27 protein-coding genes, 1 tRNA gene and 2 pseudogenes are annotated in these 26190 nt (G+C 64.4%); 17 read left to right on the top strand and 13 right to left on the bottom strand.

What is annotated here, in order from left to right; all coding sequences use genetic code 11:
• Positions 1-20: 20 nt before the first annotated feature.
• Entirely contained in the window at positions 21-281 is a 261-nt protein-coding gene (locus tag ACVWY3_RS27075) for a hypothetical protein (protein ID WP_456841183.1), read from the bottom strand.
• A gap of 112 nt (positions 282-393) precedes the next feature.
• Here ACVWY3_RS27075 and ACVWY3_RS27080 point away from each other — a divergent pair, with 112 nt between their 5' ends.
• Together ACVWY3_RS27080 and ACVWY3_RS27085 are read left to right on the top strand one after the other, a co-directional pair.
• Positions 394-1092, top strand: coding sequence for a helix-turn-helix transcriptional regulator (locus ACVWY3_RS27080; protein WP_456841184.1), 699 nt, complete (start codon positions 394-396; stop codon positions 1090-1092).
• A 5-nt stretch (positions 1093-1097) separates the two neighbouring features.
• A complete protein-coding gene (locus ACVWY3_RS27085) occupies positions 1098-1412 on the top strand; it encodes a YkgJ family cysteine cluster protein (RefSeq protein ID WP_456841185.1) in 315 nt (104 codons plus the stop codon).
• On the opposite strand, the gene ACVWY3_RS27090 is transcribed toward ACVWY3_RS27085, so the two are convergent.
• Together ACVWY3_RS27090 and ACVWY3_RS27095 are read right to left on the bottom strand one after the other, a co-directional pair.
• Positions 1409-1807, bottom strand: coding sequence for a hypothetical protein (locus tag ACVWY3_RS27090; protein ID WP_456841186.1), 399 nt, complete (start codon positions 1805-1807; stop codon positions 1409-1411). The genes ACVWY3_RS27085 and ACVWY3_RS27090 overlap by 4 nt on opposite strands.
• A gap of 244 nt (positions 1808-2051) precedes the next feature.
• Complete coding sequence (locus tag ACVWY3_RS27095) at positions 2052-2399, bottom strand: DUF3307 domain-containing protein (protein ID WP_456843471.1); 348 nt, start codon at positions 2397-2399, stop codon at positions 2052-2054.
• Positions 2400-2832: 433 nt separating this feature from the next.
• Between ACVWY3_RS27095 and ACVWY3_RS27100 the strand changes: the two genes are divergently transcribed.
• The 4 genes from ACVWY3_RS27100 to ACVWY3_RS27115 all read left to right on the top strand — a co-directional run bounded on the left by ACVWY3_RS27100 (position 2833) and on the right by ACVWY3_RS27115 (position 6791).
• Entirely contained in the window at positions 2833-4278 is a 1446-nt protein-coding gene (locus ACVWY3_RS27100) for a TAXI family TRAP transporter solute-binding subunit (protein ID WP_456841187.1), read from the top strand.
• Positions 4279-4539: 261 nt separating this feature from the next.
• The gene (locus ACVWY3_RS27105) at positions 4540-4758 is read left to right on the top strand and encodes a hypothetical protein (protein WP_456841188.1); all 219 of its coding nucleotides are present in this window, start codon (positions 4540-4542) and stop codon (positions 4756-4758) included.
• Positions 4759-4883: 125 nt separating this feature from the next.
• The gene (locus tag ACVWY3_RS27110; RefSeq protein ID WP_456841189.1) at positions 4884-5993 is read left to right on the top strand and encodes a cyclic nucleotide-gated ion channel; all 1110 of its coding nucleotides are present in this window, start codon (positions 4884-4886) and stop codon (positions 5991-5993) included.
• Between the two features lie 12 nt (positions 5994-6005).
• A complete protein-coding gene (locus ACVWY3_RS27115; RefSeq protein ID WP_456841190.1) occupies positions 6006-6791 on the top strand; it encodes an enoyl-CoA hydratase/isomerase family protein in 786 nt (261 codons plus the stop codon).
• An 81-nt stretch (positions 6792-6872) separates the two neighbouring features.
• On the opposite strand, the gene ACVWY3_RS27120 is transcribed toward ACVWY3_RS27115, so the two are convergent.
• A complete protein-coding gene (locus ACVWY3_RS27120) occupies positions 6873-7517 on the bottom strand; it encodes a glutathione S-transferase family protein (protein ID WP_456841191.1) in 645 nt (214 codons plus the stop codon).
• A gap of 86 nt (positions 7518-7603) precedes the next feature.
• On the opposite strand from ACVWY3_RS27120, the gene ACVWY3_RS27125 reads away from it, so the two are divergent.
• Together ACVWY3_RS27125 and ACVWY3_RS27130 are read left to right on the top strand one after the other, a co-directional pair.
• Positions 7604-8584 (top strand): helix-turn-helix transcriptional regulator, encoded by a 981-nt coding sequence (locus tag ACVWY3_RS27125; RefSeq protein ID WP_456841192.1) that lies wholly within the window; start codon positions 7604-7606, stop codon positions 8582-8584.
• Positions 8585-8721: 137 nt separating this feature from the next.
• Positions 8722-8961: a hypothetical protein gene (locus ACVWY3_RS27130; RefSeq protein WP_456841193.1), complete on the top strand. Its 240-nt coding sequence runs from the start codon at positions 8722-8724 to the stop codon at positions 8959-8961.
• A 52-nt stretch (positions 8962-9013) separates the two neighbouring features.
• On the opposite strand, the gene ACVWY3_RS27135 is transcribed toward ACVWY3_RS27130, so the two are convergent.
• From ACVWY3_RS27135 to ACVWY3_RS27145, 3 genes are all read right to left on the bottom strand, one after another.
• The gene (locus tag ACVWY3_RS27135; protein ID WP_456841194.1) at positions 9014-9961 is read right to left on the bottom strand and encodes a fatty acid desaturase; all 948 of its coding nucleotides are present in this window, start codon (positions 9959-9961) and stop codon (positions 9014-9016) included.
• 2 nt (positions 9962-9963) lie between these two features.
• Positions 9964-10986, bottom strand: coding sequence for an alpha/beta fold hydrolase (locus ACVWY3_RS27140; protein ID WP_456841195.1), 1023 nt, complete (start codon positions 10984-10986; stop codon positions 9964-9966).
• Between the two features lie 154 nt (positions 10987-11140).
• A complete protein-coding gene (locus ACVWY3_RS27145; RefSeq protein ID WP_456841196.1) occupies positions 11141-11944 on the bottom strand; it encodes an MBL fold metallo-hydrolase in 804 nt (267 codons plus the stop codon).
• A gap of 176 nt (positions 11945-12120) precedes the next feature.
• Here ACVWY3_RS27145 and ACVWY3_RS27150 point away from each other — a divergent pair.
• Positions 12121-13322 (top strand): annotated as a pseudogene (locus tag ACVWY3_RS27150) (MFS transporter).
• A gap of 12 nt (positions 13323-13334) precedes the next feature.
• Here ACVWY3_RS27150 and ACVWY3_RS27155 read toward each other — a convergent pair.
• On the bottom strand, positions 13335-14948 hold the full coding sequence (locus ACVWY3_RS27155; protein ID WP_456841197.1) for an acyl-CoA synthetase: 1614 nt from the start codon (positions 14946-14948) through the stop codon (positions 13335-13337).
• 131 nt (positions 14949-15079) lie between these two features.
• Between ACVWY3_RS27155 and ACVWY3_RS27160 the strand changes: the two are divergent.
• Positions 15080-15292: pseudogene (locus ACVWY3_RS27160) on the top strand (ABC transporter substrate-binding protein); the annotation flags it as partial.
• Here the strand turns inward: ACVWY3_RS27160 and ACVWY3_RS27165 are convergent.
• Both ACVWY3_RS27165 and ACVWY3_RS27170 read right to left on the bottom strand, forming a co-directional pair.
• Positions 15227-15715 carry a DUF2059 domain-containing protein gene (locus ACVWY3_RS27165; RefSeq protein ID WP_456841198.1) on the bottom strand — a complete coding sequence of 163 codons (489 nt, stop codon included), beginning with the start codon at positions 15713-15715 and terminating at the stop codon, positions 15227-15229. The pseudogene ACVWY3_RS27160 and the gene ACVWY3_RS27165 sit on opposite strands and share 66 nt — an antisense overlap.
• A gap of 35 nt (positions 15716-15750) precedes the next feature.
• On the bottom strand, positions 15751-16968 hold the full coding sequence (locus tag ACVWY3_RS27170; RefSeq protein WP_456841199.1) for an OpgC domain-containing protein: 1218 nt from the start codon (positions 16966-16968) through the stop codon (positions 15751-15753).
• A gap of 488 nt (positions 16969-17456) precedes the next feature.
• Here ACVWY3_RS27170 and ACVWY3_RS27175 point away from each other — a divergent pair, with 488 nt between their 5' ends.
• Positions 17457-18494 (top strand): thermonuclease family protein, encoded by a 1038-nt coding sequence (locus ACVWY3_RS27175; protein ID WP_456841200.1) that lies wholly within the window; start codon positions 17457-17459, stop codon positions 18492-18494.
• 78 nt (positions 18495-18572) lie between these two features.
• Here the strand turns inward: ACVWY3_RS27175 and ACVWY3_RS27180 are convergent.
• Positions 18573-18649: transfer RNA gene (locus ACVWY3_RS27180), tRNA-Met, on the bottom strand.
• 639 nt (positions 18650-19288) lie between these two features.
• A complete protein-coding gene (locus ACVWY3_RS27185) occupies positions 19289-20050 on the bottom strand; it encodes an SDR family oxidoreductase (protein ID WP_456841201.1) in 762 nt (253 codons plus the stop codon).
• Positions 20051-20172: 122 nt separating this feature from the next.
• Between ACVWY3_RS27185 and ACVWY3_RS27190 the strand changes: the two genes are divergently transcribed.
• On the top strand, positions 20173-20685 hold the full coding sequence (locus ACVWY3_RS27190) for a CvpA family protein (protein ID WP_456841202.1): 513 nt from the start codon (positions 20173-20175) through the stop codon (positions 20683-20685).
• Between the two features lie 115 nt (positions 20686-20800).
• The gene (locus ACVWY3_RS27195; RefSeq protein WP_456841203.1) at positions 20801-21583 is read left to right on the top strand and encodes an SDR family oxidoreductase; all 783 of its coding nucleotides are present in this window, start codon (positions 20801-20803) and stop codon (positions 21581-21583) included.
• A 214-nt stretch (positions 21584-21797) separates the two neighbouring features.
• Here the strand turns inward: ACVWY3_RS27195 and ACVWY3_RS27200 are convergent, their stop codons facing one another.
• Positions 21798-22274: a DUF3775 domain-containing protein gene (locus ACVWY3_RS27200; RefSeq protein ID WP_456841204.1), complete on the bottom strand. Its 477-nt coding sequence runs from the start codon at positions 22272-22274 to the stop codon at positions 21798-21800.
• Positions 22275-22412: 138 nt separating this feature from the next.
• Between ACVWY3_RS27200 and ACVWY3_RS27205 the strand changes: the two genes are divergently transcribed.
• The 4 genes from ACVWY3_RS27205 (at position 22413) to ACVWY3_RS27220 (ending at position 26118) form a co-directional block, all read left to right on the top strand.
• Entirely contained in the window at positions 22413-23261 is an 849-nt protein-coding gene (locus ACVWY3_RS27205; protein WP_456841205.1) for an MBL fold metallo-hydrolase, read from the top strand.
• A 243-nt stretch (positions 23262-23504) separates the two neighbouring features.
• Positions 23505-24347, top strand: coding sequence for a fumarylacetoacetate hydrolase family protein (locus tag ACVWY3_RS27210; protein ID WP_456841206.1), 843 nt, complete (start codon positions 23505-23507; stop codon positions 24345-24347).
• 199 nt (positions 24348-24546) lie between these two features.
• Positions 24547-25158 carry a glutathione S-transferase family protein gene (locus ACVWY3_RS27215; RefSeq protein WP_456841207.1) on the top strand — a complete coding sequence of 204 codons (612 nt, stop codon included), beginning with the start codon at positions 24547-24549 and terminating at the stop codon, positions 25156-25158.
• Between the two features lie 90 nt (positions 25159-25248).
• On the top strand, positions 25249-26118 hold the full coding sequence (locus tag ACVWY3_RS27220; protein WP_456841208.1) for an MBL fold metallo-hydrolase: 870 nt from the start codon (positions 25249-25251) through the stop codon (positions 26116-26118).
• The last annotated feature ends 72 nt before the right edge of the window (positions 26119-26190 follow it).

A 26190-nucleotide genomic window follows, 5' to 3' on the forward strand; every position in this document is an offset into this window, starting at 1 on the left:
TACCGAAAACTTGACGGAACCTAGTGCCGGGCTGCTGCCACCATGGTGGCAGCAGCCGTGATATCTTCTGCGAAACGGGCCCCCTGCCAGGCGCGGGCCATGACGTGGCGGACCAGCGCGTCCGCAGCCTGGGTCAGCGAGCGTGCCACCACGCTTGCGAGGGCAAACCGGAGGTCGACGGCGATGAGATCGAGCGAAACGAGGCGGCCGAATGCCGATGCGGACCATGCCTGTACCCGCAGCATCGGAAGTGCCGGGCCGAAATGGGTTGGAACGATCATGGACAAATCCTCTTCAGTCGATGTGTTGTCCCGGTATAGAACCCCCCTGCTGCCAACATCCTGTCAGCAGCAGCGCGCCGCTTTCTGATCCGATCCCGATAAGAGAATTGCCATGAGACGCGCCGACCGGCTGTTTCAGATCATCCAGGTGCTGAGGCGCACGCGTAAGCCGCTGACGGCGGACGCGATCGCGGCCGAGCTCGAGACCTCCAAGCGCACGATCTATCGCGACATCGCGACGTTGATCGGCCAGCGTGTGCCTATCCGCGGCGAAGCCGGCATGGGCTACATCCTGGAAAAGGGTTTTGACCTGCCGCCTCTGATGCTGACACCCGACGAGATCGAAGCCGCGGTGCTCGGCGCGCAGTGGGTGGCGGGCCATGCCGATAGCGCGCTGGCGCGCGCGGCCGAAGACCTGATGGCCAAGATCGCCGACACCGTGCCGGAACGCCTGCGTCCGTTCGTGCTGGAGCCGGCAAGCCGCGCGCGGCCGAGCTGGAACAGGGAGCCGGATCGCCTCGACATGGTGCGCACGCGCACCCAGATCCACGAAGGCAAGAAGATCATGCTGCGCTATCGCGACGAGCAGGGCCGCCCCAGCGAGCGCATGATCTGGCCGATCTCGGTCGGCTATCTCGAAGCCGTGCGGCTGCTTGCGGCGTGGTGCGAGCTGCGCGGCGACTTCCGCAGCTTCCGCACCGATCGCGTGGTGGAGGCGACCTATCTCGACGAGAAATATCCGGAAAGGCGCGACGTGCTGCGCGCGAGATGGCGGCAGAGCCTGGTCTGGGGCCCGCCAAAGGACACGTGAGAACGATGCAAGAAATCGATCTGTCGAGCTGCTGCCAGAGCTGCGGCGCCTGCTGCGGCTATTCGGAGAACTGGCCGCGCTTCTCGATCGAGAGCGACGAGGAGCTTGCAGCGATCCCCGACGCGCTCGTCAACGCACGTCAATCCGGCATGCGTTGCGAGGGCGATCGCTGCTCGGCCTTGCAGGGAGAGATCGGCAAGGCGACGGCGTGCGGCATCTACGCGGTGCGGCCGGAAGTGTGCCGCACCTGCATGCCGGGTGATGCCGAATGCACGATGGCGCGGCGGAAGTTCGGGCTTCCAGAGATCGAACCAGCTTAAGCCGGAACGGCTTCACCGATCTCGTCGTCGAGTTCGTCGTCCAGCGGCGCGAGCACCGAGAGCGGCTTGGTCGACAGCGTGATCGGCTTGCGGCCACCGGACAGCGACGGCGATGATTTGGCCGATTTCTCACGGGACAGCGCGTAGAGCGTCGAGCCGACGCGGCCACCGTTCTCGATCAGGTCGCGCTCGCTGCAGCTTGCAGCGATGGCAACCGCCAGCGAGTGCAGATGGCTGCGGCGATAGCAGAACAGCGCCAGACGGGCGCGTGCCTCAGGGGAAACACTCTCAACCAGCCTCGGCAGGCCACTCTCGCTGGCGCGATACATCTCGCCAAGGAGCTCGTCGCGAACCGGGCAGAAATCGCTTTCAAAAGCGTCACGGCTTGAAAACATTGCAGTTCTCCCTCGTGGTGCGGAAGATGCAGCGCAATTCTCTAATGAAAGGTTAACCACGCTGCCAGGTAGTCACCCGGGGTCCTTGCGCGTGCGCCGCGAATCAGTGGGGCGGCGTAAATTGCCACCGGCCGTCATTCCGGGGCTCGCGAAGCGAGAACCCGGAATCTCGAGAATCTCAGGTGCGCAATTGCGCACCATAGTTCGCTCCTGCGGACCGCCCCGGAATGACGGGTGTGAGCAGTCAGTTCGCCGCCATGAAGATGGAAAGGCCAAAGCCGGTCAGATGGTGCAGCGCCTGGTCGACGCCGATCAGGGTCCAGAACCAGGGATGATGCAGATCGACACCCAGATTGGCCGAGACGAATCCCTTGGCCCGGTCGATGGTGATGTGAATCGCGAAGTCGATGAAGGCGACAAACCAGAATCGCGGCGCCACCATCAGGATCAGCGGCAGCGCAACCGCAAGGTGAATCAGGCAATGCACCAGAAGCGGCAGGGCCCAGCCGTGTTTCTGGTCCTTGCCCTGCGCCATCCAGGCGGTCTGGAGGACGAAATCAGCGATGATGTGCTTGAAGGTGAGCAGCAACATCCAGCCAATGAGCGCTTCGACCGGAACCGCCGATGACATGGGTGGAAACGACAAGCTGACGCCCTCATTGACGTGACAAGAAAGATTGGAGCGTTCAGCGCAACTTCTTCTTGGACCGGTCAAATCGCCGGGACCGCCAATTTATGACACCTCCCGCGACAGAATGCAGCCGGGGGAACCGGAAAATCGCCAACTGTGGCTAACTAGTGATAGGATGAGCAATCGCCGCGGTCGGGAGGAGTAAGGTTAGCTTCGGCTCGAAATTTGCATTCGGGTAGCGGCGCGCTATCATCGATTCAGAGAATATCGTTCTTTTTTCAGTCGTTTAGAAATTGCATGGCGCGCCGCGCGGGCCGCCTGCCACCTATGAATAAGGGCCAGAGCGCTGCCATGAGTACTGAAAAGCCATGAGTACTGAAAACGAGTACTGAGCATGAGTACTGAAGGCCCCGCCTCGTCGCCATCAGAGCCGCAGCCGCGGCGTCCCAAGGTGATCAAAACCAACCAGCAACAGGTCTTGCTTTACGTCGTGCTGACCCTGCTGCTGTCGCTCGCCACCGTCTGGGGCGGTCGCGCCATGCTGCACAATTCGGAGACGCTGACCTTTGCCGTCGGTATCCCCAACAGCGACGAGGCGCTGTTCGCGGCCAAGCTCGCCGCGGTGCTGAAGAACAACGCCTCGCGGTTCCGGATCAAGATCGTCAACAACCCCGACAATGCCAAGGCGCTCGCGCAGTTCGACCGCAAGCAGGCCGATCTCGCCGTGCTGCGCACCGATGCCAAGGTGCCGCTGCGGGCGCGCACGCTCGCGATCCTCGAGCACGATCTCGTGCTGCTGCTCGGGCCCGGCAACAAGAAGATCAAGTCGCTCGCCGAGTTGAAGAAGAAGAAGGTCGCCGTCCTCGCCGAGAACGACTCCGCGCTCGCTTTCGTACGCGGCATCCTCGACATCCCCGACGGTCCGGACGCCGCCAGAGTCCAGATGGCGCCGCAGGGCGCAACGCTCGACAAGCTGCTTGCGCCGGCGAGCGGATACGGCGCGGTGATCGCGATCGTCCACGCCTCGAAGGCGGTGCGGGACAAGGCCTATGAGCAGGTGGCCAAACGCGGCGGCTTCACGCTGAACGCCATCGACGAGGCCAAGGCGCTGGCTCGCAAATTCCCGGGCATTTCCGACGAGACGCTGACCGCAGGCACCCTGTCGGCCTCGCCCGAGATTCCCGACGACGACCTCGAAACGGTCGGGCTGGAATGGCTGCTGGTCGCGCAATCCAGGATGTCGGCGACGACGGCCGGCGATCTCGCGCGCATCGTCTACGAGAACAAGTCCGCGCTCGGGCTCGACAACGGCTTCGCCAGCAAGATCGAGCCGGCCTCGGTCGAGAAGGACGCCTACGTGATGGCGCATCAGGGCGCGGCCGACTACATCAACGACGATACCAAGTCGTTCATGGATAAGTACAGCGACATGATGTATCTGGGCGCCGCCGCGCTCAGCGTCATCGGCTCGATCTTCGCCGGGATCTACGCCAAGATCACCCGTATCGCACCGGAGAAAGCGAGCGAACTCTCCACTGCCATCCTCGACATCGGCGAGCGTATCGAGCACGCCCATTCGCTGGATCAGCTCGAATGTCTCCAGGACGAGCTGGAAAGCATCCTGCGCGGCGCGGTGGTCGGGCTCAGAGACGGCACGATCAGCACCGACGGGCTCGACACCTTCAAGCTCGGCTACGAATTCGTCCGCGACGAGATCGGCATGCGCCGCGACTATCTCAAGCGCCATTGCGGCGAGGCCGACAAGGTCGCAGGCCCTGCCTCGCTCCCCCTGCCGGACGACAGCAATGTCGTGGTGGTGAAGACCGCGCAAAGCGCCTGACCCGAGAGGTCGGGACAACCGCCCCTCTCGTGTCCTGGACAAGCTGCAATGCCAAGGCATTGCAGCGCCGAGCCGGGACCCAGCAAGCCGCACCGTCCGCTGCCGCATGGGCCGCGGCTGTGCAGCGCATCACACCGGACGATGCTTCACATCGCCCGGAGTGTTGCGCTGCGTTCGGGGCGCGAGACTCGATCAATGGCGGCCCGGGAACCGTCTCCTTCCGCAACCGTTGGCTCCCCGTTACAGCCGGAGAACGCACCCATGCGTACACTCCTCATCGTCTTCCTTGTGGGAATGCTGGCGGCGGTTGGCTATTTCGCTTATTCCGCGATGGCGGTCGAAGGGGGCCCGATCCCGACCGAAGGCTATGTCGCCCTGGCGCTCGGGGCCGGGTTTTCGGTCATCGTCGGCGCCGGCCTGATGATCCTGCTGTTTTTCAGCAGCCGCCGCGGCTACGACGAGCCGCCGCACTTCAGGTAACCCCCGCCTCTGTTCCCTCATTAGTGATGCCGCGCCCCCATCGTTGACGGGCCCGGTCCGCGCAGGCACTTTGGCCCCGTGGTCCCAGCCGGAACCGCAAAAGCCAAACCGAGCCGCCCTCCCGCATGCCCAAGCCGCTGATCTCCGCTCTGGCCCAGTTCGCGGCCGCCACGGCCGGCCGCAACATGACCAAGGCGGCCTATGTGGCCGTGGGCGTCGGCGTGCTCAGCATGGTGCTGCTGACGATTGGCCCGGCCTATGAAGCGGCGCACCGCTGGGTTGACACCCTGCTGTGGGCCTGCCTCGCCTATTTCGTGTTCGAATGGGTGGTCCGGCTGCGCCACATGGCACGGACGGAGCGTCTGTCGCTCTACCTGTCCTCGTCCGCCGGCGTTGTCGATGCAATCGGAGCGTTGGCCGTTCCCCTCGCACTGACGCTCGGCGTCGAGCCAAAGACGGCCTGGCTGCTCAGCGTGCTCTGGGTGCTGAAGGTGGTGCCGGGCATTCCCGGCCTGCGCCAGCTTCGCCGCGTGCTGGTGCTGGAGTCCGGACCGCTGCTCAGCGTGCTCGTGATCTTCCTGATGGTGGTCTTCCTCGCCTCGGTGGCCGAATACTTCCTGGAGCGGGACGTGCAGCCGCAGACCTTCGGCAGCGTGCCGGCCGCGCTGTGGTGGGCTGTCGTCACGCTGACCACGACCGGCTATGGCGACGTCGTGCCGGTGACGCCGCTCGGGCGCATGGTGGCGGCGCTGGTGATGATCTCCGGGCTTGGCGTGTTCGGTCTCTGGACCGGTATTCTGGCGACCGGCTTTGCTGCCGAGACAAGGCGCGACAATTTCCTCAAGACCTGGGAATCCGTCAGCAAGGTGCCGTTCTTCGCAGCGCTTGGACCTGCGGCGATCGCCGACGTCACCCACATGCTGCGCACCATGGAGCTGCCGGCGCGCACCATGATCATCCGCAAGGGCACGCAGGGCGACTGCATGTACTTCATCGCCGCCGGCGAGGTCGAGGTCGACCTCCCCGGCAAGAAGGTGCAGCTCGGCGAAGGCGCCTTCTTCGGCGAGATGGCGCTGCTCGGCAACAACGTGCGCGGCGCCAACGTCTCGACCACGAAGGTGTCGCGGCTGCTGGTGCTCGACCTCGTCGACTTTCGCGTGCTGATGGCCCGGCATCCCGATCTCGCCGAGACCATCGACGCCGAAGCAAAGCGCCGCGCGCTGGAAAACAAGTAAATGGAGACAAGAATGTCGGATCACGCCGATGCGGCTTCCAGCCCCGTGCTCGAAATCAGCGGCGCACGCGCCACCATCCGCCTCAACCGGCCCAAGCATCTCAACCGGCTACAAGCGGAAGACCTTGGCGAGCTGCTCAAGCTGTTCGACGCGGTCGAGGCCGACCCTGCGATCCGCGTGCTGGTGTTGACTGGCACCGGGCGCGCCTTCTCGGCCGGTTACGACCTCAACTCGGTTGCGGAGCGCGCGGTCAGCGCCAAGGAGCAGCAGAGCGCGGGCTCGGCGTTCGAGGTGGTCGTCAACCGGCTGGAGGATCTCGGCGTGCCGACGATCTGCCGGCTCAACGGCGGCGTTTATGGCGGCTCGACCGATCTCGCGCTGGCCTGCGATTTCCGCATCGGCGTCGACACCGCCGAGATGTTCATGCCGGCGGCGCGGCTCGGGCTGCATTACTACCGGAACGGCATCAAGCGCTATGTGACGCGGCTCGGCGTCGACAATGCGAAGAAGCTGTTTTTGACCGCGCAAAAGATCAGCGCGCCGGAGATGCTGCGGATCGGCTATCTCACCGCGATGGTGCCGGAGGAGATGCTCGATGAGGAGGTTGACAAGCTCGCCGCTATCCTCGCCGGCAACGCGCCGGAGGCGATGGCTGGCATGAAGCGCGCCATCAACGAATTCGCCCGCGGCGAGCTCGATGAGGCCGCCGCTGACCAGCGCCACCGCGACAGCATGCGCGGCGATGAGATCAAGGAAGGGATCAAGGCGTTCGCGGAGAAGCGGGCGCCAAGGTTTTGAAACTTCTCTCGCTGTCGTCCCGGACAAGCGCGCCATAAGCGCGCGCCGATCCGGGAGAACACCGAGCGTTGAGACGCCGGCTCAGACCCCAGCAGCCTTGGCATGCTCCGCCGCCATCTCGTCATCCGCCGCAGTGATGCGCTGGAACGCCGGCCGCGAGGTCATGCGTTCGGCATAGCGCACGAACACGTCCTTCTTCGGCACGATGCCGAACATCATGGTCCAGCTGAACGCGATGCCCCACAGCACATCGGCGGCGGTCATGCGCTCGCCGAGCAGATAGGGCCCCTTCGCTAGCTGCGCCTCGAGAGCACCCAGCATGGTGTCGTAGTCGGCGTAGGGCGACTGCGTGATCGGCGCGGGCTCGCGCTGCATGAACTTGTCGATCAGGGCCGGCTCGAACGAGGAGCCGTAATAGGCGATCCAGCGCAGATAGGGACCGCGCAGCGGATCGTTCAGCGCGGGCGTCAGCCCGGCCTGCGGGAACAGATCCGCGAGATAGATGGTGATCGCGACCTGCTCGGTCACGAGCGCCTCGCCATGGCGGATCGCCGGCACCTTACCCAGCGGATTGATGGCGAGATAGGCCGGCTGACGCTGCTCGCCGGCCTTCATGTTGAAGACGTGGAGATCGTAGGGCGCGCCCAGTTCCTCCAGCAGCACCCGCGTGCCGGTGGCCCGGCTCTGCGGCGAGTAATACAGGGTGATACGATTGGAATCGGTCATGGCAGATCTCCATCTGGCCGCTGGTGATGGCGCATCTTGTAAGACAGGATACCTGACATCTTGTGTCAGGTATGGTTTAAGGGATCATGCGCGCGAGCCGGATGCTGTCGATCCTCACCACCCTCCAGGCCCGGGGGCAGGTCACTGCGCCCGAGCTTGCCGAGGCCTGCGAGGTCTCGGTTCGCACCATCTATCGCGACATCGACGCGCTCGCGGCCTCGGGCGTGCCTGTCTATGCCGACCGCGGCGCCGAGGGCGGCTATCGCCTGCTCGACGGCTACCGGGTGCGGCTGAACGGACTGTCGCAGAGCGAAGCTGGCGCGCTGTTCCTCGCAGGGCTCCCCGGCCCGGCCGCGGCGCTGGGGCTCGATGCGGCGATGATCGCCGCGCAGAACAAGCTGATGGCCGCGCTGCCGGCCAATCTGCGCGAGGACGCAGGGCGGATGCAGGAGCGCTTTCATCTCGACGCGCCCGGCTGGTTCGGCGAGGTGGAAGAGCCAAAGCATCTGCGCACCATTGCCGGCGCGGCTCTGCGCGGCACCTTGATCAAGATCCGCTACCAGAGCTGGCGCGCCGAGAAACAGCGCCGCGTTGCGCCGCTCGGCCTCGTGCTGAAGGGCGGCAGCTGGTATCTCGCCGGGCAGGTCGACGGTAGCGTACGCACCTATCGCGTCGCGCGCGTTCTCGACTGCACCGCGCTGGACGACCGCTTCGATCGTCCTGCCGATTTCGATCTCGCCGCCTATTGGCAGGCCGCGACGCTGCGCCTCGAAGCCGAGATGCATCCCAATGTCGCGGTCGTGCGGCTGTCGCCGTTCGGCGTGAAACTGCTGGACGCATTGAGCCAGCCATACGTCAAGGCGCGCACGCAGCTCGAAGACACCACTGACGCCGACGGCTGGCGCATTGCGCGCGTGCCGACCGGCAAGACCTCATGGCACGCCGCGTCCGAATTGCTGCGGCTCGGCTCCGAGGCCGAAGTTCTGGAGCCCGCCGATCTCCGCGAGAAAATCGCGGAGATGACGGAGGCGATGTCCGCGCGCTATCGCGCGGCACGGAAAGCCTGATATCGGCGCAGTTCGCCGTGACCGCCGAAACAATCCTGAAACACGATTCTCCCCGTCCCGTGTGAACGCGATCCCGTTTCGGCCCGACCGAGATGCAGGGACACAACAACGGCCTTGCGCCAAACTGGAGAATGAAGATGCTTCGTAAGCTTGCTCTTGGTCTGATCGCTGCCGGCTCGCTCGGTGCTGCTGCTCTCGCGCCCACCGCCGCTTCGGCTCACGGCTTCCATCATCACTGGGGTCCCGGCTGGGGCTTTGGCTATGGCGGCCTCTATGTCAACACCGGCATCAACAACTGCTACCAGGAGCGCGTCGTCCAGACCCGCCACGGCCTGCGCGTTCGCGTCGTGAATGTCTGCGCCTACGGGATTTACTGATATCTCGCCTTCTTCGACAAAGCTCCGGCTGCATCGCGGCCGGAGTTTTGCGTTAGACGCCCTGCCGATGCCGGCGAAACCAAGCCCAGGTTTCGCGCGTCGTCTGGATGTAGCCGCGGCCACGATGGACGATCTCGCCGTCGACGATCGCGTTCAGCTTCGGTAGCGCGTGAAACGGGATCGAGGGATAGGCGTGGTGCTCGACATGGTACGGCATGTTCCACGCGATCCATTTGACGATCGCACCGGTGTAGGTGGTGCGGGTGTTCTGGAAGGCGCTTCGGGTCCGATCGCAGCCGGTGTGCTCGGCGTAGAGATAGGGCCGCAGGAAGAACTGCCCGATGACGAGCGGCACGATCCAGACCCAGAGCAGCAGGGCTGAAGAGAACCACGCCGAGAGCACGAGCAGCAGCGCATAGAGCGCGACATAGGCGCGCGCCTCGGCCACAATGACGGCGCGCTTGTTCTCGGGGATCCAGGGCACGACGACCTTGCCGGCGACGGCATGGCCGAGCATGAGCTGGAGCCGGCCAGCGACCTGAAGCAGGCCGCTATAGGCGATCGCGAGCTGCGTGTCGGATTTCGGCTTGACGCCGACGATCAGCTCCGGGTCCTTCTCGGGGTCCTGGGTGTAGCGATGATGGTCCCAGTGGAACAGGCAGTAATATTCGTAGGGCAATGCGATGATGAAGGCCGAAAGATAGCCGACCGCGAGATTGAGGCCGCGGCTCCTGAACGCGGTCTTGTGCGCGGTCTCGTGCACCGCCATGAACAGGAAGGCGACGAGATAACCCTGCGCCGCCATCAGTGGCAGCGCCCAGAGCACGCCATAGCGCGAGGAGACCATCCAGATCAGCACGCCGACCAATACGATCATGCCGTAATGGCCAAGACTCTGCACGGCGCCCCTGACGTTCGAGCGCACCGACAATTCGCGCAGCATCGCCGGGCTCAGCGGCTTGAGGCGATGGGCGGGCTCGGAGACGGTCGCATCGGTCATGATCAGTCCTGCTTGCTCAGAAGTGCCGCGACCTCGGCCTTGAGAAAGGCCGCGTCCCGCGGATTGTTGACGGGATTGCCGGCGCGATGGCCGTGTAGCGACGGGATCGGATGCAGCACCGCCGATTTGGCGTTGACGAGCCTCGGAAGCTCGGCCTCATTGTCGCGGAGGTCGAAATAGCGATCGGTCGCGCCTGGCATCAGCAGCATATGCGCACTTATTGCGGCCAGCGCCCGGTCGAGATCGCCGCCGAACGCCGCGCATGCGCTGATATCGCCGCGCTGCCAGATGCCGGCCTGCGCCAGCAGGTCGTTGGCGTCGCGGCGGGCGAAAGTCGTGTCCCAGGTGCGGACGAGATAATCCTCGAGCGAGGTGAAGCCGGCCTCGCGCCAGAGCTCGTCGCGGTAGAAGCCGTGCGACATCGCCCAGCCGGCATAGACGCGCCCCATCGCGCGATAGCCGGCAACCGGCTTCTCGACGAAGCGGCCATCGCGGAAGGCGGGATCGGCTGACAGGGCAGCCTTCACGCTTTCGAGGAAGACATGATTGTAAGGCGCGCAGCGCGCGCTGCCGCACACGACTGCGGCGCGCGCGACCATCTCAGGGTGTAGCGCCGCCCAGTGATAGGCCTGCATGCCGCCCATCGACCAGCCATAGACCAGCGCGAGCTTTAAGATGCCGAATCGCTCGGTGAGGAGGCGATGCTGGACCGCGATCGCGTCGTGGTAGCTGATTTCAGGAAAGACCCCGGCGGTGTTCGACGGCGAGGACGACAGGCCATTGCCGAACAGGTTCGGGATGATGATGAAGTAACGCGTGGGATCGAGCACGCTGTCGGGCCCGATCAGCCATTCGGTGTCGAAGTGCTGCGCACTGAACGAGGTCGGATAGAGGATGACGTTGTCCTTGGCCGCGTTGAGCGTGCCGTAGCTCTTGTAGGCGAGCTTCATCGCGGGGAAGATCGCACCGGACTGCAGCGTGACGTCGCCGGCCTCAAAGATCTCGTAGTCGCGCCGCCCGGTCATGGACCAACTCCCTCGCGCGGCCGCAAAACGCGCCCGCCGGGACAACGATGCATCGATCGTGCCGGACCGGCAAACGCATCGTTGCGTCGCTCCCAATAACTGTACATATAGTACAGTTATTGACCGAGGGCAACGCTTTTTTTGCCGTCGCGCGTCAGGTGATGGCGGCGATGTAACGCTGCACCGACGCCGCGAACGCGGCCTTGGCGCCACTCGCGATGTTGCGGTCCCACCAGGCGCCGTAGATGCGGTCGAAGTCGAGCGGCTCGACGGCGGCCGCAATCCGCCGCACCGCGGCAGCGCCGAGCGGCATGTAGTTGGGATAGGAATACATGAAGCTGACGAAGCGGCGGTGCATCGTCACCTGCGCGATATCGCCGGTGAGCAGCGCGCCTTTGCCGTCTGCACCGCGCCCATGGTGCAGCATGGTGGCGCCGGCGAAATGGCCGCCGGTGCGCAGCAGCAGCACATCCTCGGCGATGCGCTGCTGATCGCCGGTCCAGTGCACGATCGAGGGATGCGGCCGTGTCACCCATTGCCGATCGTCCGCGTGCAGATAGACCGGCACGCTGCCGAACGCCTCGCTCCAGTCCGCAACCGCGCCATAATAATGCGGATGCGAGATCGCGATCGCCTTCAAGCCGCCGAGCGAACGCACATGCGCGACTGCTTCCGGCGTTGCCACCGGGATGCAATCCCACATCACGCAGCCATCGCTTAGCGGCACCAGCAGCGCGCGCTGTCCGATGGCAAAGCTCGGCTCGAGACCGAGGCCGGTGAGGCCGAGATCATCACGCCAGACGAGGCGATGGCTGTCAGCCAATGCCTCTCGCGTGAGAAAGGTCTGCCCTTTCCAGCCGACGAACTGCCGTTCGTCCTCGCAGATTGGACATGACGCAGGCGGCTTTTCGCTCGCCGGAAATTGAGCGCCGCAGGTTTCGCAGGTCCAGAGAGGCATGGCCAGGATCCAAGAAGGGACGGCGCGACGTAACACATGTGCGCGGTCGCAGAGCGGGAAGGAACCAACGCTGTCAGCCCAAGTTACGTTCTGGTCCATGCCGGCGCAATCGGCCGGTCATCACGATCAGCTTTGCATGAGACCTCACTCGCCGGCAGGAACATTCCAGCGTCTCGATGACATCGCGCTCCTCACCACCCCGCATCTGGCCGCTGTTTGCAGTCAATTTCTTCATGGCCGACATGCAGTCGGGCATCGGGCCGTTCGTCGGCGTGTTCCTTCAGGAGCGCGGCTGGGCGAGCGGTCTGATCGGCACCGCGCTGACTGTCGGCAATGTCGCGGGCATGCTGGTCACGACGCCGATCGGCGGCTTCATCGATTCCAGCCGCAACAAGCGGCTGTGGGTCGTCATTCCCGGCATCTGCGTCGTTCTCGCCTCCGCCATCATCCTGCTGTCGCAGAATTTCTGGGCGGTGACGTTCTCGCAAGTGGCGCAATCGCTGGCGAGCGCCGCGATCGTCCCGGCGGTGACCGGCATCACGCTCGGCATCGCCAAGCAAAAAGGCTTCAACGCGCTGAACGGCCGCAACCAGGCCTTCAACCACGCCGGCAACATGGTCGGCGCCGCGCTGTCGGGCTATCTCGGCTACAGGTACGGCTATGTCGCCGTGTTCGTGCTCGCGGCCGTGTTCGGTGTCGTCGCGATCGCCTGTGTGCTGATGATTCCCGCCAAGGCGATTGACGATCGCCAGGCCCGCGGCAGCAAGGAGGATGAAAGCAAGAACCCGCCGGATGCCATGTCCGTCCTGCTTAAGCACAAGCCGCTCCTGGTGCTGGCGCTGGCGCTTGCCATGTTCCACCTCGGCAATGCAGCGATCGTCCCGCTCTATGGCCTTGCGGCGGTGGCGGAGGGACAGGCCAACGGCCCGAGCTTCGTGGCGACCACCATCGTCATCGCGCAGGGCGTCATGGTCGTGACGTCGCTGGTGGCCATGCAGGTCGCGGGCAAGCGCAATTACTGGCCGGTGATCCTGGTGTCGTTCATGTTTCTGCCGATCCGCGGCGTGCTCGCGTTCTTCGTCACGGGGTGGTGGGGCGTCGTGCCGATGCAGGTGCTCGACGGCATCGGCACCGGGCTTCAGACTGTCGCCGTCCCCGGCATGGTGGCACGCTCGCTCGACGGCACCGGCCGCATCAATCTCGGCCAGGGCGCGCCGTAATCACGGTGCAAGGCGTCGGTGCAAGCCTCAGCCCCGCGCTCGGCGGCTGGATCGCGCAATGGATCGGCTACGGCCCAACCTTCCTGCTGCTCGGGGGCTTCGGCCTCGCGTCGACGGCGCTGTGGCTGGCGTTCGGGGCGCACGTGAAGAAGTATTGAGACCAATCGTCGCTAAGTCCCAAAACTCGTCTGGACCGCCTTGTCAAGGGTCTCGCCGCCGACGAACCGCTGGCGCAGCTCGCGCTTGAGCAGCTTGCCGCTCGGGTTCTTCGGCAAGGCATCCACGAAGATGACGCGCTTGGGGACCTTGAAATGCGCCATCTGGGCGGCGCAATGCTTGATGACGGTCGCTTCATCCAGCGTCTCGCCTGTCTTGACGACGACGATCGCGGTCACCGCCTCGATCCACCGTGGATCGGGCAGGCCCACCACGGCGACCTCGGAGACGGCGGGGATGCGGTAGATCATCTCCTCGACCTCGCGGCTCGCGACATTCTCGCCACCGGTCTTGATCATGTCCTTGACGCGATCGATCACGGTGATGTGCCCCTCGTCATCGACAGTGGCGAGATCGCCGGAGTGAAACCATCCGCCGCTGAACGCCCCCGCCGTCTTGACCGGATCATTGTAATAGCCGGAGAGCAGATGCGGCGAGCGGTGCACGATCTCGCCGACTTCGCCGACTTTCACATCTTCCATCGACGTGTTGACCACCCGCGTCTCGACATTGAGCACGGGCTTGCCCGCAGAGCCGGCCTTGCGGAGCTGATCTTCCGGCCGCAACACGGTCGCGAGCGGCGCGATCTCGGTCTGCCCGTAGAAATTCCAGAACCTGACGTTGGGCAGGCGGCGCTGGAGCTCGAGCAGCACTTCCACGGGCATGATCGAGGCGCCGTAATAGCCCTTTTGAAGCGTCGACAGATCGATCCTGTCGAAATTCGGCGAACGCAGCATCGCGATCCAGATCGTCGGCGGCGCGAAGAAGGACGTGATCTTGTGCGCCTGGATCAGCGCCAGGATGTTGTCGGCGGTCGGCTTGCCGGTGATGACGCCGGACGCACCGAGATAGACCTGCGGCCCCAGAAACACGTCTAACTGGGCGCAGTGATAGAGCGGCAGCGCGTGCAAGAACTTGTCGTCCACGCTCATGCCGCCGTCGATGATGCAGCTAACATACTGCCACATCACCGCTTCATGGGTCAGCATCGCGCCCTTCGGCAGGGACTCCGTGCCGCTGGTGTAGACGATCTGCGCAAGATCCCGACTGTCCACGGATGCCTCCAGGAACGAGCCGTCAGCATCAAGGAGATCTTCGAAGGTGGTGAGGCCCGCAGGCGCGATGGCGGGATCCTCGCCCGGCAGCCAGATCATCTTCTCGACCGCACAATCCCTGGCGCTTGCGGCCTTCGCGGGCTCGAGGAAGTCAGGGCCGGTCGCGAGCAGCCTGGCGCCGGAGCTCTTGAGGATGAAGTTGATCTCGTCCGGATTGAGCATGAAATTGATCGGCACCAGCACCGCACCGATCCGCGCCACGGCGAAGCGCAGCGCCGCGAAGGCATGCGAATTGCGCGAGAGCACGGCGATACGGTCGCCCTTCTTGACGCTGAGCCCGAGCAGGCCGCGGCCGAGCCGGTTGCAGATCGCGTCCATCTCGGCAAAGGTCCAGCTGATATCGCCGCAGCTCACGGCGAGCTTGTCCGGCTCGCGGCCTGCCGAGCGGCGCAAGAGATCGCCGATGGAGTGCTCGCGCGCTTTCGCGATGATGGCTGCGGTATCGCTCGACATTTCCGTCCCCCCGGGAATTTGCAGTCTGCGCAGGCCAGCCAGGACGTTCGCCAGGTCGCCGCTCTTGCGCATTTTCAAGTTTGCGCAAAGCGTAGTCGGCGCAATCCGCCGCGTCAAATCAGCAGCAAGCTCGGCTCGCGCAGGGGCTGGTCATCACCGAGGCCTGTTACTGGGACCTCAACGACAAGACGTGCGCCTTCGGCAAGCGCTTCCTCGAGCGTGTCAAGCGCATGCCGACGATGAACCGCGCCGCGACCTACAGCGCGACGCTGCATTACTCAGAGCTTGTGCCCCTTCTGGCGCAGCGCCTCGATCAGGCGCTGCTTCAGCTCATCCGCAGCCTTCTGGCTGACGTCCTGGCTCACTTGCGCGCTCGCCTGCGCCAGCGCATCCGACTTCTCCAGAAATTTCTGGCCCGCCGGCTGGGCATAGAAGGCATCGATCTGGCGCAGCTCATCCAGCGTGAAGCTGGCGGCATAGATCGCTGCGATCTGGTCGATCATGGACGCAACGAAGGGGGCGTAGATCTCCGAACCAGGCGCCGTCAGCGCGTCGTAGTCGCGCTCGATCTCCGGCCTGTCCTGGGCGACCACGGGCCGGAGCTTGAGCAGCAGCTGCGGCAGCTGCGTGCGATACTGATCCGCGATCTTCAGCGTGACGACGAGCTTGCGCGCCGCGCCGATAGGCTCCGGCGAGGGCGCTTGCGCGGAGGCACCGCAGGCCAGCAGCAGGAGGGCGCCGGCGATCGTCAACACAGGTCTGGACATGGGCCTCTCCATGAAGATGCACGCGCCGCGATCCCTCAGCGGCTCGCCGGCGCCATGGCGGCGGTCGTCACGGGCGCGCGCTCCAATGCAGTTTCGGGCTCTTCGATCTCCGTCACATTCACGAACAGGTTTGGCACCCGCTTGGCGCGATCGAGCAGCCAGGCGGCGCCGATCATGATGGCGATGCCGGCGAAGGAGACGGCGAGCTGTTCCCATGCGCCCTTGGTGTACTGGGTCAGGATCCAGTGCGCGGAGAACGACAGGAACACGCCGAGGCAAAAAATCGGCAGCGAATGCTGGCCGCAAAGAATGACGGGGCGCAGCCAGATCGTGTGCAGCACCTTCCATTTGCGCGAGATAAAATGCGTCACCCAGATTGCCAGCGCCAGGAAATGCGTGAAGCGCAGCATGTCGAGATCGGTCTTGTCGATCGGGTAGATCGCCTTGATCATCCATTTCGGGATCAGGGCCTCGAGCGCGTGGACGTGCCAGGTCATCACGATGAGCAGGGCGAAGACGAGCCAGGCCGCCGCCAATGTCATTGTCGCCTTCGACCACACCCATGTCGCGATCTTGTCGATCTGGCCGATGCCGCACCAGGCCGCGAACACGAACATCAGCTGCCAGCAGAACGGGTTGAAGTACCAGGTCGCGCCGTGCGGATAGGAGGCGATGTTCCAGTTGAACCAGCGCGACAGGATATAGAGCACGACGGATCCGGCGAGCGTCAGGTTCGGCCGGCGCACCAGGCACCACACGATGAAGGGCGAGGCGAACACCAGCACGATGTAGAGCGGCAGTACGTCGAGATTGACCGGCTTGTATTTCAAGAGGATCGCCTGGCCGATCAGCTCGTCCGGATGAGCCAGGAAGTTGAACACGTTGAACTCGTGCTCGTACATCGGATTGTCGAAGCGGCGCACGGTGCGGGCGATCTGTGCGGTGAACAAGAGGAACAACATGATGTGGGCGACATACAGCTCGGCCGCGCGTCGCCACAGCCGCTTGACCGCAGCGAGAAACCAGCCGCCGGCGATGATCGGTCCGTAGATCCAGCCGACGAGGTAACCCGAGATGAAGACGAAGAACTCGGCGGCGTCGCTGAAACCGTAGTTGCGCAGGGTCAGCCAGGCCACGACGTCGTGCGGGATGTGGTCGAGGAAGATCATCCACAGACCGATGCCGCGAAACAGGTCGAGCCGCAGGTCGCGCTCGACCGGCGCCAACAGAGCTGACTGGTCTCGTGCGATCATGGCCCCGCCTCGCTTGCTGGGCGTCGCGCCAATGCGGCGCCGAAAAATCGGATGCTAAAAAATCGCGATCAAAACGTCACCTAACCCTGCGGCTAGCACCGCAACGGTAGCCGACCGTGACGGACGCGCAAGGGATTTTGTAGGCACGGCCCGGCCGCCACAGCCGAGCCTGCCCTGCGCCGCACAAGCGGCGGGCGGCTGCCCTGACAGGGCCAGCGCCGGAGCGTAGGGCAATCGCTTATGGCTTGCATAATGCGGCGGCATCGGTACTGGGCTCCCTCCGCTTGCGCGCCCCGGAGCGGGGTCGGTCGAGGCGCGGCAGGACACCTCCGGGCAAAGGCAATGGATGCGCGCTGCGCGCCACAACGTGTCGCGCCTGCCCCATCCGCCGTCACGGGCCTGTCGCATGAAGATGATCCGCTGCCTCATTGTGCGCGCGAGTCGCCTTGCCGAAGGCGACCGACGCGCCCAAGGGGGAGGAGCGGCCGATGCCCGTGGGACTGCTGGAAGTCGAAGGCACCATCGAGGTCAGCCAGTTCTGGCCGGAGGGCCGGTCGGACGCCGACACCACAAAGGTGATCGTGAACGTCGCGCCCGACGCGATCCGCTTCCGCAAGAGCGACACGGCGCCGTTCCATCCGACCCATGTGTTCGACAACGCCAAGGTCAAGGGCCGCACCGCGACGCCGCCGATCAAGAACGGCAAGCTTACCATTCGCCTCCAGGGCATCGATGCGCCCGAGCTGCACTATATGCCGTCGCCGCTCTCGGCCGCCGAGAAGAAGGAGCTGACCGATGCCAAGAAGCAGGCCTATCACGAGGTCACCCATTCCTACCGGCAATTCCTCGGCGCCACCGCGAGCAAGGCGCTGCATGATTTCCTCAGCGGCCCCCGCGAAGCGGCACTCGCCTGCCGGGTGTACACCCATGTCGATACGCCGAATGAGGTGTTCGACACTTATGGCCGGCTGGTCGGCGACATCGAGGTGACGGTCGGCGGCATCAAGGTCGACATCAACCACTGGCTGGTCGAGCAGGGGTTTGCCTATCCTACGTTCTACTCGTCGATGAACGATGACGAGATCAAGGCCTTCCTGGCCCTGGCCAAGACCGCCCGATCAAAGAAGCTGCCGGTCTGGAAGCATCTCGCCAAGACGATCGGTACCTTCGACTTCGACCTGATCGAGCCCAAAAAGGGCGAGACCGGTGTGCTCGCAACCGACAAGGGCCCGGTGATCCTGCCAAAGCTCTACCGCCGCTACACCAACTGGTCGGCCCGCAAGAAGGCCAAGGTGACCAGTCAGAATTTCCAGAAATTCCTGAGCGAAGGATCCAGCGGCAAGCCGGACACCTGCTACGAGACCACCGACTTCCTGGCCAATGGCGTGCACGCGGCGACGCCAAGGAATTTCGCCGACTTCGTCGTGGGCGGGAAGACGATCAAGTTTCAGCCGGAAGGGCTGGTGTTCGGGGAAGCGCCATCGACGCTGGTCGGGGCGGACGGGAAGCCGATTACGAAGTTCTGAGAAGAGCACAAGCCCCCAGACAAAAACGGCCCGCTTCAAGCGGGCCCTTTTCGTGTCGAATGCGGTTCATCCGAAATTTGGTTGCGGGGATAGGATTTGAACCTATGACCTTCAGGTTATGAGCCTGACGAGCTACCGGGCTGCTCCACCCCGCGTTAAACCGTTGCACGCCTTCGGCAAAATCCTGGGGACGGTAGAGGTTGAGGCCGGCGCTGTTCGCGTGGCTTGCTCGTCCGTCCCAAAGGCTTCTTTGGAAGGCAACCCCGGGGCAAAGCCCGTTGGGTGCGGGGCGTATGTATCAAGGCGTGCTGGCTTTGGAAAGGGCCGCCGGGACGTTTTTTTTCGACTTTGTGACAGAGCCGTGGGCCGGATTCCGGCCGGTTTGGCCCGCCCTTGCCAGAAGTTCCACAACGGGCCAGCTTCCGGAAACAAAGATCACGGGGGAACGCTGTGACCACTCGCTGACCGGCGCCTGCCCGATGCGCGGCTGGAGAGGACTATGCGGATCACTTCGTAGGGATCGTTCGGATTGCTTCGCTGCGGCCGCTATGGATTGAGCGGTGCTCGTGTCAACCACTCGAATCGGCTCCCCCTCACCCGGCATTTGCTCTCGCAAATTCCGGCCTCTCCCCGCACGCGGCAGGGCAATCGCATATGGCTTGCACGATGCGGCGGCATCGGCACTGGGCTCCCTCTCCCGCAAGCAATCGGGAGAGGCGGAGCAAGCCCGCAGACAATCCCCGTGAAATCATATGCGATAGCCCTGCCGCACGCGGGGAAAGGCGAAAGTGCGCTCAATTCAACAAGAACCCGCCATCAACCGTCACCACGCTGCCCGTCATGTACCGCGACGCCTTCGAGGCCAGCAGCAGGATGGCGCCGTCGAGATCGGACTCGGCGCCGACGCGGCGCTGCGGAATGCGTTTGGCGAGGCGCTCGCCTGCGGGCGTCGACCAGAAGGCGTGATTCATCTCGGTGTCGATATAGCCGGGCGCGAGCGCGTTGATACGAATGTTTTGGCCTGCGAGCTCCAGTGCCATCGCTTTCGTCGCCTGGATGATGCCGGCCTTGGAGATCGCGTAGGGCGAGACGGCCTTGAGCACGCCGGTGCCGAGCACGGAGGCGATGTTGACGATGTTGCCTTCCTGCTTGCGCGCGATCATGCGCCGCGCGATCTCGGTCGCGAGGAAATAAGCGCCCTTGAGATTGGCGCCGATCACCGCGTCCCAGTCGGATTCGGTCTGCTCGGTCGCGAGCTTCTCGATCGCGATGCCGGCATTGTTGATCAGCACCGTGATCGGACCGAGCGCTGATTCAGCGGCATCGACGGCTTTCGCGATCGATGCGGTGTCGGTGACGTCGAGCGCGACCGCGGCGGCTCGGCCGCCCTTGCCGCGGATCTCCTCCTCGAGGCTCTTCAGCTTGTCGGTCTGCCGCGCGGCGAGCGCGACCGCCGCGCCATGCGCTGCCAACACCCGGGCAAACTGCCGCCCCAGCCCCTGGCTCGCGCCTGTCACGAGGATGGTTTCCTTATTGACGTCGAATAGGTCTGACATGACGATGTCCCTGAGCGATTTCCCCGAGCTTTGAAGCCATCAATACCGACGATTTTAACGATCTGAAACCGGAATGATCGGTTCGGCGTTCATTCGTTCCACCTGAGGCAGGGCTCGCAGTGATGAACAGTTTCGATCTCGCGGTCTATGCGGCGCTCGCCATGGCCGTGGGCCTCGGCTTTCGGACCGGCCTGTTGCGCAGCGCCATGACCATCCTCGCCTATCTCCTCGCCGCGCCCATGGCAGTCGCGCTGATGCCGATGATCGCGCCGCAGATCGCCGGCAATCCCAACGCGCCGCTGCTGCAGAACTGGATCTGGTTCTTCGGCATCTTTGTGGTGATCGGCATGCTGCTCGGTCATATCGGCCGCGTCGCGCTGAACGACACCCTCGGCGAAGCCGGCATCGGCGACCGCCTCGGCGGCGCCGCGCTCGGGGCCATCAGGGTCGGCCTCGTCGCCACCACGCTGGTTCTCGTGTTCGACAAGATCGTGCCGGCCAACCGCCAGCCGCCCTTCCTCGCCGGCTCGCATCTGCGGCCGCTGTTCTCGGCGGCCGGGCAGATGGGATTCAAATCACTGCCGCCGGAGGCCGCCGCCGCGATCGACCGCCTCAAGCAGGAGCGTCGCATCTAGTGCATCGCCGCAGCGCGCGCCATGCATTTTGACGCGGGCCGCTCCCTTATCAGCCGAGCCGCAGTTGGCTAGAGTGCGCCATCCAAAACCTGCCTGCTATTTTCGGAGTGAAACAGTGGATCTTGGGATCAAAGGTCGCCGCGCCATCGTCTGCGCATCCAGCAAGGGCCTCGGCCGCGCTTGCGCCATCTCGCTGGCGGACGCCGGCGTTCACGTCACGCTGACGGCGCGCGGCGCCGAAGCGCTGAAGAAGACGGCCGACGAGATCCGCAAGGCCTATCCCGACGTGACCGTCACCGAGATCGTCGGCGACATCACGACGCCGGCGGGCCGCGAGGCCGTGCTGGAGGCCTGCCCGGAGCCCGATATCCTGATCAACAACGCCGGCGGGCCGCCGCCCGGCGATTTCCGCAACTGGACCCGCGACGACTGGATCAAGGCGATCGACGCCAACATGCTGACGCCGATCGAACTGATCAAGGCGACCGTCGATGGCATGATGGCGCGCAAGTTCGGCCGCATCGTCAACATCACCTCGGCCGCGGTCAAGGCGCCGATCGACATCCTCGGCCTCTCCAACGGCGCGCGCGCCGGCCTCACCGGCTTCATCGCCGGCCTGTCGCGCAAGACCGTGATCAACAACGTCACCATCAACGGCCTGTTGCCGGGCCCGTTCGAGACCGATCGTCTGACCGGCACCGCCAAGGCCGAAGCCGACAAGCGCGGCGTCTCCGCCGAGCAGATCCTGGCCGAGCGTGCCAAGCTCAATCCGGCCGGCCGCTTCGGCCAGCCCGACGAGTTCGGCTACGCCTGCGCCTTCCTGTGCGGCGCCAAGGCCGGCTTCATCACCGGGCAGAACATTTTGCTCGACGGTGGTGCGTTCCCGGGCACGCTGTAACCGCGATTGCGGGTGTACTGCCTCGCCCCGTTCCTACGGGCCGGGACGAGCTTCGCTCGCCCTCGGAGGGTTGGGGTGAGGGGCTGCTTTGGCAAAGGCGGCGAGAGTTGGACTCGCGGAGAGTCCCCCTCACCCGGATTGCATCTTCGATGCAATCCGGCCTCTCCCGGGGGAGAGGCGAAGAGAGCCCGCTAGCGGGGCGAGATTAGCAAGATCATCGCTGCTTCGTCGGCTCGTCTTCGTCCCGCTCGCTGGGATCGGAGGAATCGGCGGTGAGGCGCTCGTCGGTCCAGTCGATGCCGAACTCGTCGAGCCCGTCCGCGAGCAGATCGCCCAGCATGGGATCGCCGAGCAGATATTGCACGGTCTCGTGCCGGGGCCTGCGATATTCGCCGCGCGCCTCCACGGCGCGGGCGCGCAAATCGTCCCACTCGTCGATCGTGCCCTCGCCGCGACCGAGCCACGTCAGCGCGACGAGATCGATCTGCTCGTCCTCGTTCAGGGCAGCGATGAAGCTGCCGAGCTCGCTGCCGACGGGATCGGAGCCGTCGTCCTCGAGGACATCGACCGAATCGTCATCGCTGGGGTTGGAGCCGGAATCCGGATCGGAGTCCAATTCCTTGACGTCGAATTCGCGCGCCTTCTCGATGATGAAGGCGACCTTCTCGGCGGAAATCGCAAGCTCTGGCATGGGCTCCCCTCCCGGCGCATCGTGGGCTGGTTCCAGGTTCCCCTCGATAACGCAACATCACGACAGATGATCCATTGCGCTCAGTGGTAGAAAGTGCGCATCTTTCGGCACCAAAGCAAGAAAATGGGGGCATACCGCATGCACTGGAGGGTCGGCAGCGTCAAAATCACCAAGGTCGTGGAAATGGAGACAGTCGGCTCGACGCGCTTCATCCTGCCGGACGCGACCAATGACGAGATCCGGAAGCTGCCCTGGTTGATCCCGCATTTCGCCACCGAAGAGGGCCGGCTGAAGATGTCGATCCATTCGCTGGTGGTCGAGACGCCGACGCGCCGCATCGTGGTCGATACCGGCCTCGGCAACGACAAGCAGGGCCGCGGCGTCCCGACCTGGAATAACCGCAGCACGCCGTTCCTTCAGACGATGACCGCGGCAGGCTTTGCGCCTGAGACCATCGACACGGTGCTGTGCACACATCTCCACGTCGATCACGTCGGCTGGAATACGATGCTGGTCGACGGCAAATGGGTGCCGACCTTCCCCAGGGCGCGTTACCTGTTCGGCAAGACCGAATACGAATTTTGGCGCGACTATACGGCCGAGCCGGACAAGGTCGCGGTGTTCGACGATTCCGTGAAGCCGATCGTCGATGCAGGTCGGGCCGAGCTGATCCCGAGCGACCACCGGCTCTGCGAGGAGATCAGCGTGATCCCGACCCCCGGCCACAGCCCCGGGCACATGAGCGTGCTGATCGAGTCCGGCGGTGAACAGGCGCTGCTCAGCGGCGACGTCGCCCATCATCCCTGCCAGATGGCGCATCTCGACTGGTGCTCGGTCGTCGACAGTGCCCCTGCACAATCCGCAGCGACGCGACGCGAGCTGTTCAGCCGGTTCGCCGACACTCCGACGCTGGTGATCGGCGGACATTTTTCCGCGGGGCATATCAAGCGCGACAGGGACGCATTCAGGTTTGTGGCGCTGGCCTAAGTCTCGTGCCCCGGATGCTGCGCAGCACGGAGTGATGCGCTGCTAAGCCGGGGGCCCATGTGGCCACAATCTGGGTCCCGGCTCTGCGGAGCAGCGTTGCACGCTGCACCGCGTCCGGGACACGGTCGCTCCCACCTGAATCCAGAGGGCTGCAATGCGCCCCCTTTTGAGCGGTTGAATTTCCGGCCGCCCTGTTCCATGAAGCTATTTAACCGATCGGTCCATCTCCAGGGAGAAACGAGAATGAAGCTTGTTCGTTATGGCGAAAAGGGTGCGGAAAAGCCCGGCCTGATCGACAAATCCGGCCAGCTGCGCGACCTGTCGGCGCATCTGAAGGACCTCACGGGCGAGGCTTATTCGCCGGAGAGCCTGAAGAAGCTGGCGGCCCTTGACCCGGCCTCGCTGCCCGCCGTCTCCGGCAAGCCGCGCTTCGGCTCGCCCGTGACCGGCATCTCGAAATTCGTCGCCATCGGCCTCAATTACAGCGACCACGCCAAGGAAACGGGCGCTGCGATCCCAAGCGAGCCGATCATCTTCATGAAGGCCAACACCTCGCTGTCCGGCCCGAACGATGCGGTCGAGAAGCCGCGCGGCTCGACCAAGCTCGACTGGGAGGTGGAGATCGCCGCGATCATCGGCACCCGCGCCAAATACGTCTCGGAAGCCGATGCGCTGAACTACGTGGCCGGCTATTGCGTCTGCAACGACGTCTCCGAGCGCAACTTCCAGACCGAGCGTCTCGGACAATGGACCAAGGGCAAGTCGCACGACACGTTCGGCCCGCTCGGGCCGTGGCTCGCCACCAAGGACGAGATCAAGGACGTGCAGAACCTGTCGATGTGGCTCGACGTCAACGGCCAGCGCCGCCAGACCGGCTCGACCGCGACCATGATCTTCTCGATCGCCAAGTGCGTGTCCTATGTCTCGCAATTCATGACGCTGCTGCCCGGCGACATCATCACCACGGGCACTCCGCCCGGCGTCGGCCTCGGCATGAAGCCACCGACCTTCCTCAATGTCGGCGACGTCGTCACGCTCGGCATCGAAGGCCTCGGCGAGCAGCGCCAGGAGATCATCGCGGCGTAAGGCCGTGCGCGCATCACGCTCCGTCGTCATGCCCGGGCTTGACCCGGGCATCTAGGAATCTCTCCCACGGTCATTCCGGGATGGCGCCTAAGCGCCAGATCCGGAATCTCGAGATTCCGGGTTCGATGCGTCGCATCGCCCCGGAATGACGGTGGAGAAGGCATCGCTCCAGAATCTTTGATTGCAGGGAACAGCCCCGATGAAACTCTCCTTCTCCCCCGCCTCGCCCTTCGCCCGCAAGGTGCGCATCGCCGCGATCGAGCTCGGCTTGATCGACAAGATCGAGCTGATACCCGCAACCGTCGCGCCGGGCACGGCCAATGAGGACTATTCGCGCATCACGCCGCTGAAGAAGCTGCCGGTGCTGATCACCAATGACGGCGACGTCATCTTGGACTCTTACGTCATCGTCGAATATCTCAACGAGCTGGCCGGCGGCAGCTTGATCCCGGATTATGGCCCGCGGCGCTGGAAGGCCAAGACCAATCACTCGCTGATCAACGGCATGCTCGATTCCATGCTGCTGTGCCGCTACGAGAAGATGGTGCGGCCGCAGGGCCTGCAATGGCAGGCCTGGTCGGACGACCATTGGAACCGGGCCTGGACCGGCATGGCGCGCTTCGAGAATATGCCCGAGGTGCTGAACGGTCCGTTCGACATCTCGCAGATCGGCCTCACTTGCGTGCTCGGCTATGCCGATTTCCGCTTCGCCGATTGCGGCTGGCGCAAGGCCTATCCGAAGCTCGACGCCTTCCACCAGAAGATGCTGGAGCGGCCCTCCGTGAAGATCTCGGCGCCGCCTCCGGCGTAATTTGAGCATGATCTCTTCGGAAGACCGCTGCAGACTTTGCGCTGACGCGGCCCTCCGGGTCCGGATCATGCTGTAAACGCGGGAGTTCTCATGAGCCTCAAATATTCGGTCGGCGATCTCACCATCCATCGCATCGTCGAGCAGGAAGCCCCGTTCTTCCCGGCGCTGGAGTTCATCCCCGGACTGACGGCGGAGATCCTGGCCGAGAACCGGGCGTGGATGCGGCAGGCCAAGGCGCTGGACGATGCGGACACGCTGATCCTGTGCTTCCAGTCCTACGTGGTGAAGACGCCGCACCACACCATCCTGATCGACAGCTGCATCGGCAACGACAAGTCGCGGCCGCAGCGGCCGAAATGGCATATGAAGACCGACGACACCTATATGCGCGGCCTCAGCGCCGCCGGCATCGCGGTCGAGGACATCGATTTCGTCATGTGCACGCATCTGCATGTCGACCATGTCGGCTGGAACACGCGGATGGAGAACGGCCGCTGGGTGCCGACCTTCCCCAAGGCGCGCTACGTCTTCGCCAAGCAGGAGTTCGACTACTGGACCGAGCAGAACGCGAAGGCCGAGGTGCCACCCTTTGCCGATAGCGTGCTGCCGGTGGTCGAGGCAGGACGCCACGAGCTCGTCGGCAACGACCATCAGATCGGCGATCACGTCCGCATCGTGCCGACGCCCGGCCACACGCCGGGCCATGTCGCATTCGCGATGGGGCGCGGCAAGGACGATGCGGTGTTTACCGGCGACCTCATCCACTCGCCGCTGCAGACGCTTTATCCGGAGCTGTCGATGAAGTTCGACGTCGACCAGGCCACCGCGGCGAAGACGCGCCGCAGCGTCCTGGAACGCTATTGCGATACTGACACGCTGTGCTGCACCGCGCATTTCCCCACGCCATCGGTGGGGAAGATCCGGCGCAAGGGCAATGCGTTCGTCTGCGAGTCGGTTTAACGCGCCGCGATCGCCCTTTCTGCCCGGGCTTGTCCCGGGCATCCACGCTCTTACAATCGGCGGCAACAAGAA

Source organism: Bradyrhizobium sp. USDA 4486 (assembly GCF_054057995.1).

Excerpts from the sequence above, each read along its gene's own strand:
- ACVWY3_RS27075 (WP_456841183.1), bottom strand. The coding sequence starts at position 281 with ATGATCGTTCCAACCCATTTCGGCCCGGCACTTCCGATGCTGCGGGTA.
- ACVWY3_RS27080 (WP_456841184.1), top strand. The coding sequence starts at position 394 with ATGAGACGCGCCGACCGGCTGTTTCAGATCATCCAGGTGCTGAGGCGC.
- ACVWY3_RS27085 (WP_456841185.1), top strand. The coding sequence starts at position 1,098 with ATGCAAGAAATCGATCTGTCGAGCTGCTGCCAGAGCTGCGGCGCCTGC.
- ACVWY3_RS27090 (WP_456841186.1), bottom strand. The coding sequence starts at position 1,807 with ATGTTTTCAAGCCGTGACGCTTTTGAAAGCGATTTCTGCCCGGTTCGC.
- ACVWY3_RS27095 (WP_456843471.1), bottom strand. The coding sequence starts at position 2,399 with ATGTTGCTGCTCACCTTCAAGCACATCATCGCTGATTTCGTCCTCCAG.
- ACVWY3_RS27100 (WP_456841187.1), top strand. The coding sequence starts at position 2,833 with ATGAGTACTGAAGGCCCCGCCTCGTCGCCATCAGAGCCGCAGCCGCGG.
- ACVWY3_RS27105 (WP_456841188.1), top strand. The coding sequence starts at position 4,540 with ATGCGTACACTCCTCATCGTCTTCCTTGTGGGAATGCTGGCGGCGGTT.
- ACVWY3_RS27110 (WP_456841189.1), top strand. The coding sequence starts at position 4,884 with ATGCCCAAGCCGCTGATCTCCGCTCTGGCCCAGTTCGCGGCCGCCACG.
- ACVWY3_RS27115 (WP_456841190.1), top strand. The coding sequence starts at position 6,006 with ATGTCGGATCACGCCGATGCGGCTTCCAGCCCCGTGCTCGAAATCAGC.
- ACVWY3_RS27120 (WP_456841191.1), bottom strand. The coding sequence starts at position 7,517 with ATGACCGATTCCAATCGTATCACCCTGTATTACTCGCCGCAGAGCCGG.
- ACVWY3_RS27125 (WP_456841192.1), top strand. The coding sequence starts at position 7,604 with ATGCGCGCGAGCCGGATGCTGTCGATCCTCACCACCCTCCAGGCCCGG.
- ACVWY3_RS27130 (WP_456841193.1), top strand. The coding sequence starts at position 8,722 with ATGCTTCGTAAGCTTGCTCTTGGTCTGATCGCTGCCGGCTCGCTCGGT.
- ACVWY3_RS27135 (WP_456841194.1), bottom strand. The coding sequence starts at position 9,961 with ATGACCGATGCGACCGTCTCCGAGCCCGCCCATCGCCTCAAGCCGCTG.
- ACVWY3_RS27140 (WP_456841195.1), bottom strand. The coding sequence starts at position 10,986 with ATGACCGGGCGGCGCGACTACGAGATCTTTGAGGCCGGCGACGTCACG.
- ACVWY3_RS27145 (WP_456841196.1), bottom strand. The coding sequence starts at position 11,944 with ATGCCTCTCTGGACCTGCGAAACCTGCGGCGCTCAATTTCCGGCGAGC.
- ACVWY3_RS27155 (WP_456841197.1), bottom strand. The coding sequence starts at position 14,948 with ATGTCGAGCGATACCGCAGCCATCATCGCGAAAGCGCGCGAGCACTCC.
- ACVWY3_RS27165 (WP_456841198.1), bottom strand. The coding sequence starts at position 15,715 with ATGTCCAGACCTGTGTTGACGATCGCCGGCGCCCTCCTGCTGCTGGCC.
- ACVWY3_RS27170 (WP_456841199.1), bottom strand. The coding sequence starts at position 16,968 with ATGATCGCACGAGACCAGTCAGCTCTGTTGGCGCCGGTCGAGCGCGAC.
- ACVWY3_RS27175 (WP_456841200.1), top strand. The coding sequence starts at position 17,457 with ATGCCCGTGGGACTGCTGGAAGTCGAAGGCACCATCGAGGTCAGCCAG.
- ACVWY3_RS27185 (WP_456841201.1), bottom strand. The coding sequence starts at position 20,050 with ATGTCAGACCTATTCGACGTCAATAAGGAAACCATCCTCGTGACAGGC.
- ACVWY3_RS27190 (WP_456841202.1), top strand. The coding sequence starts at position 20,173 with ATGAACAGTTTCGATCTCGCGGTCTATGCGGCGCTCGCCATGGCCGTG.
- ACVWY3_RS27200 (WP_456841204.1), bottom strand. The coding sequence starts at position 22,274 with ATGCCAGAGCTTGCGATTTCCGCCGAGAAGGTCGCCTTCATCATCGAG.
- ACVWY3_RS27205 (WP_456841205.1), top strand. The coding sequence starts at position 22,413 with ATGCACTGGAGGGTCGGCAGCGTCAAAATCACCAAGGTCGTGGAAATG.
- ACVWY3_RS27210 (WP_456841206.1), top strand. The coding sequence starts at position 23,505 with ATGAAGCTTGTTCGTTATGGCGAAAAGGGTGCGGAAAAGCCCGGCCTG.
- ACVWY3_RS27215 (WP_456841207.1), top strand. The coding sequence starts at position 24,547 with ATGAAACTCTCCTTCTCCCCCGCCTCGCCCTTCGCCCGCAAGGTGCGC.
- ACVWY3_RS27220 (WP_456841208.1), top strand. The coding sequence starts at position 25,249 with ATGAGCCTCAAATATTCGGTCGGCGATCTCACCATCCATCGCATCGTC.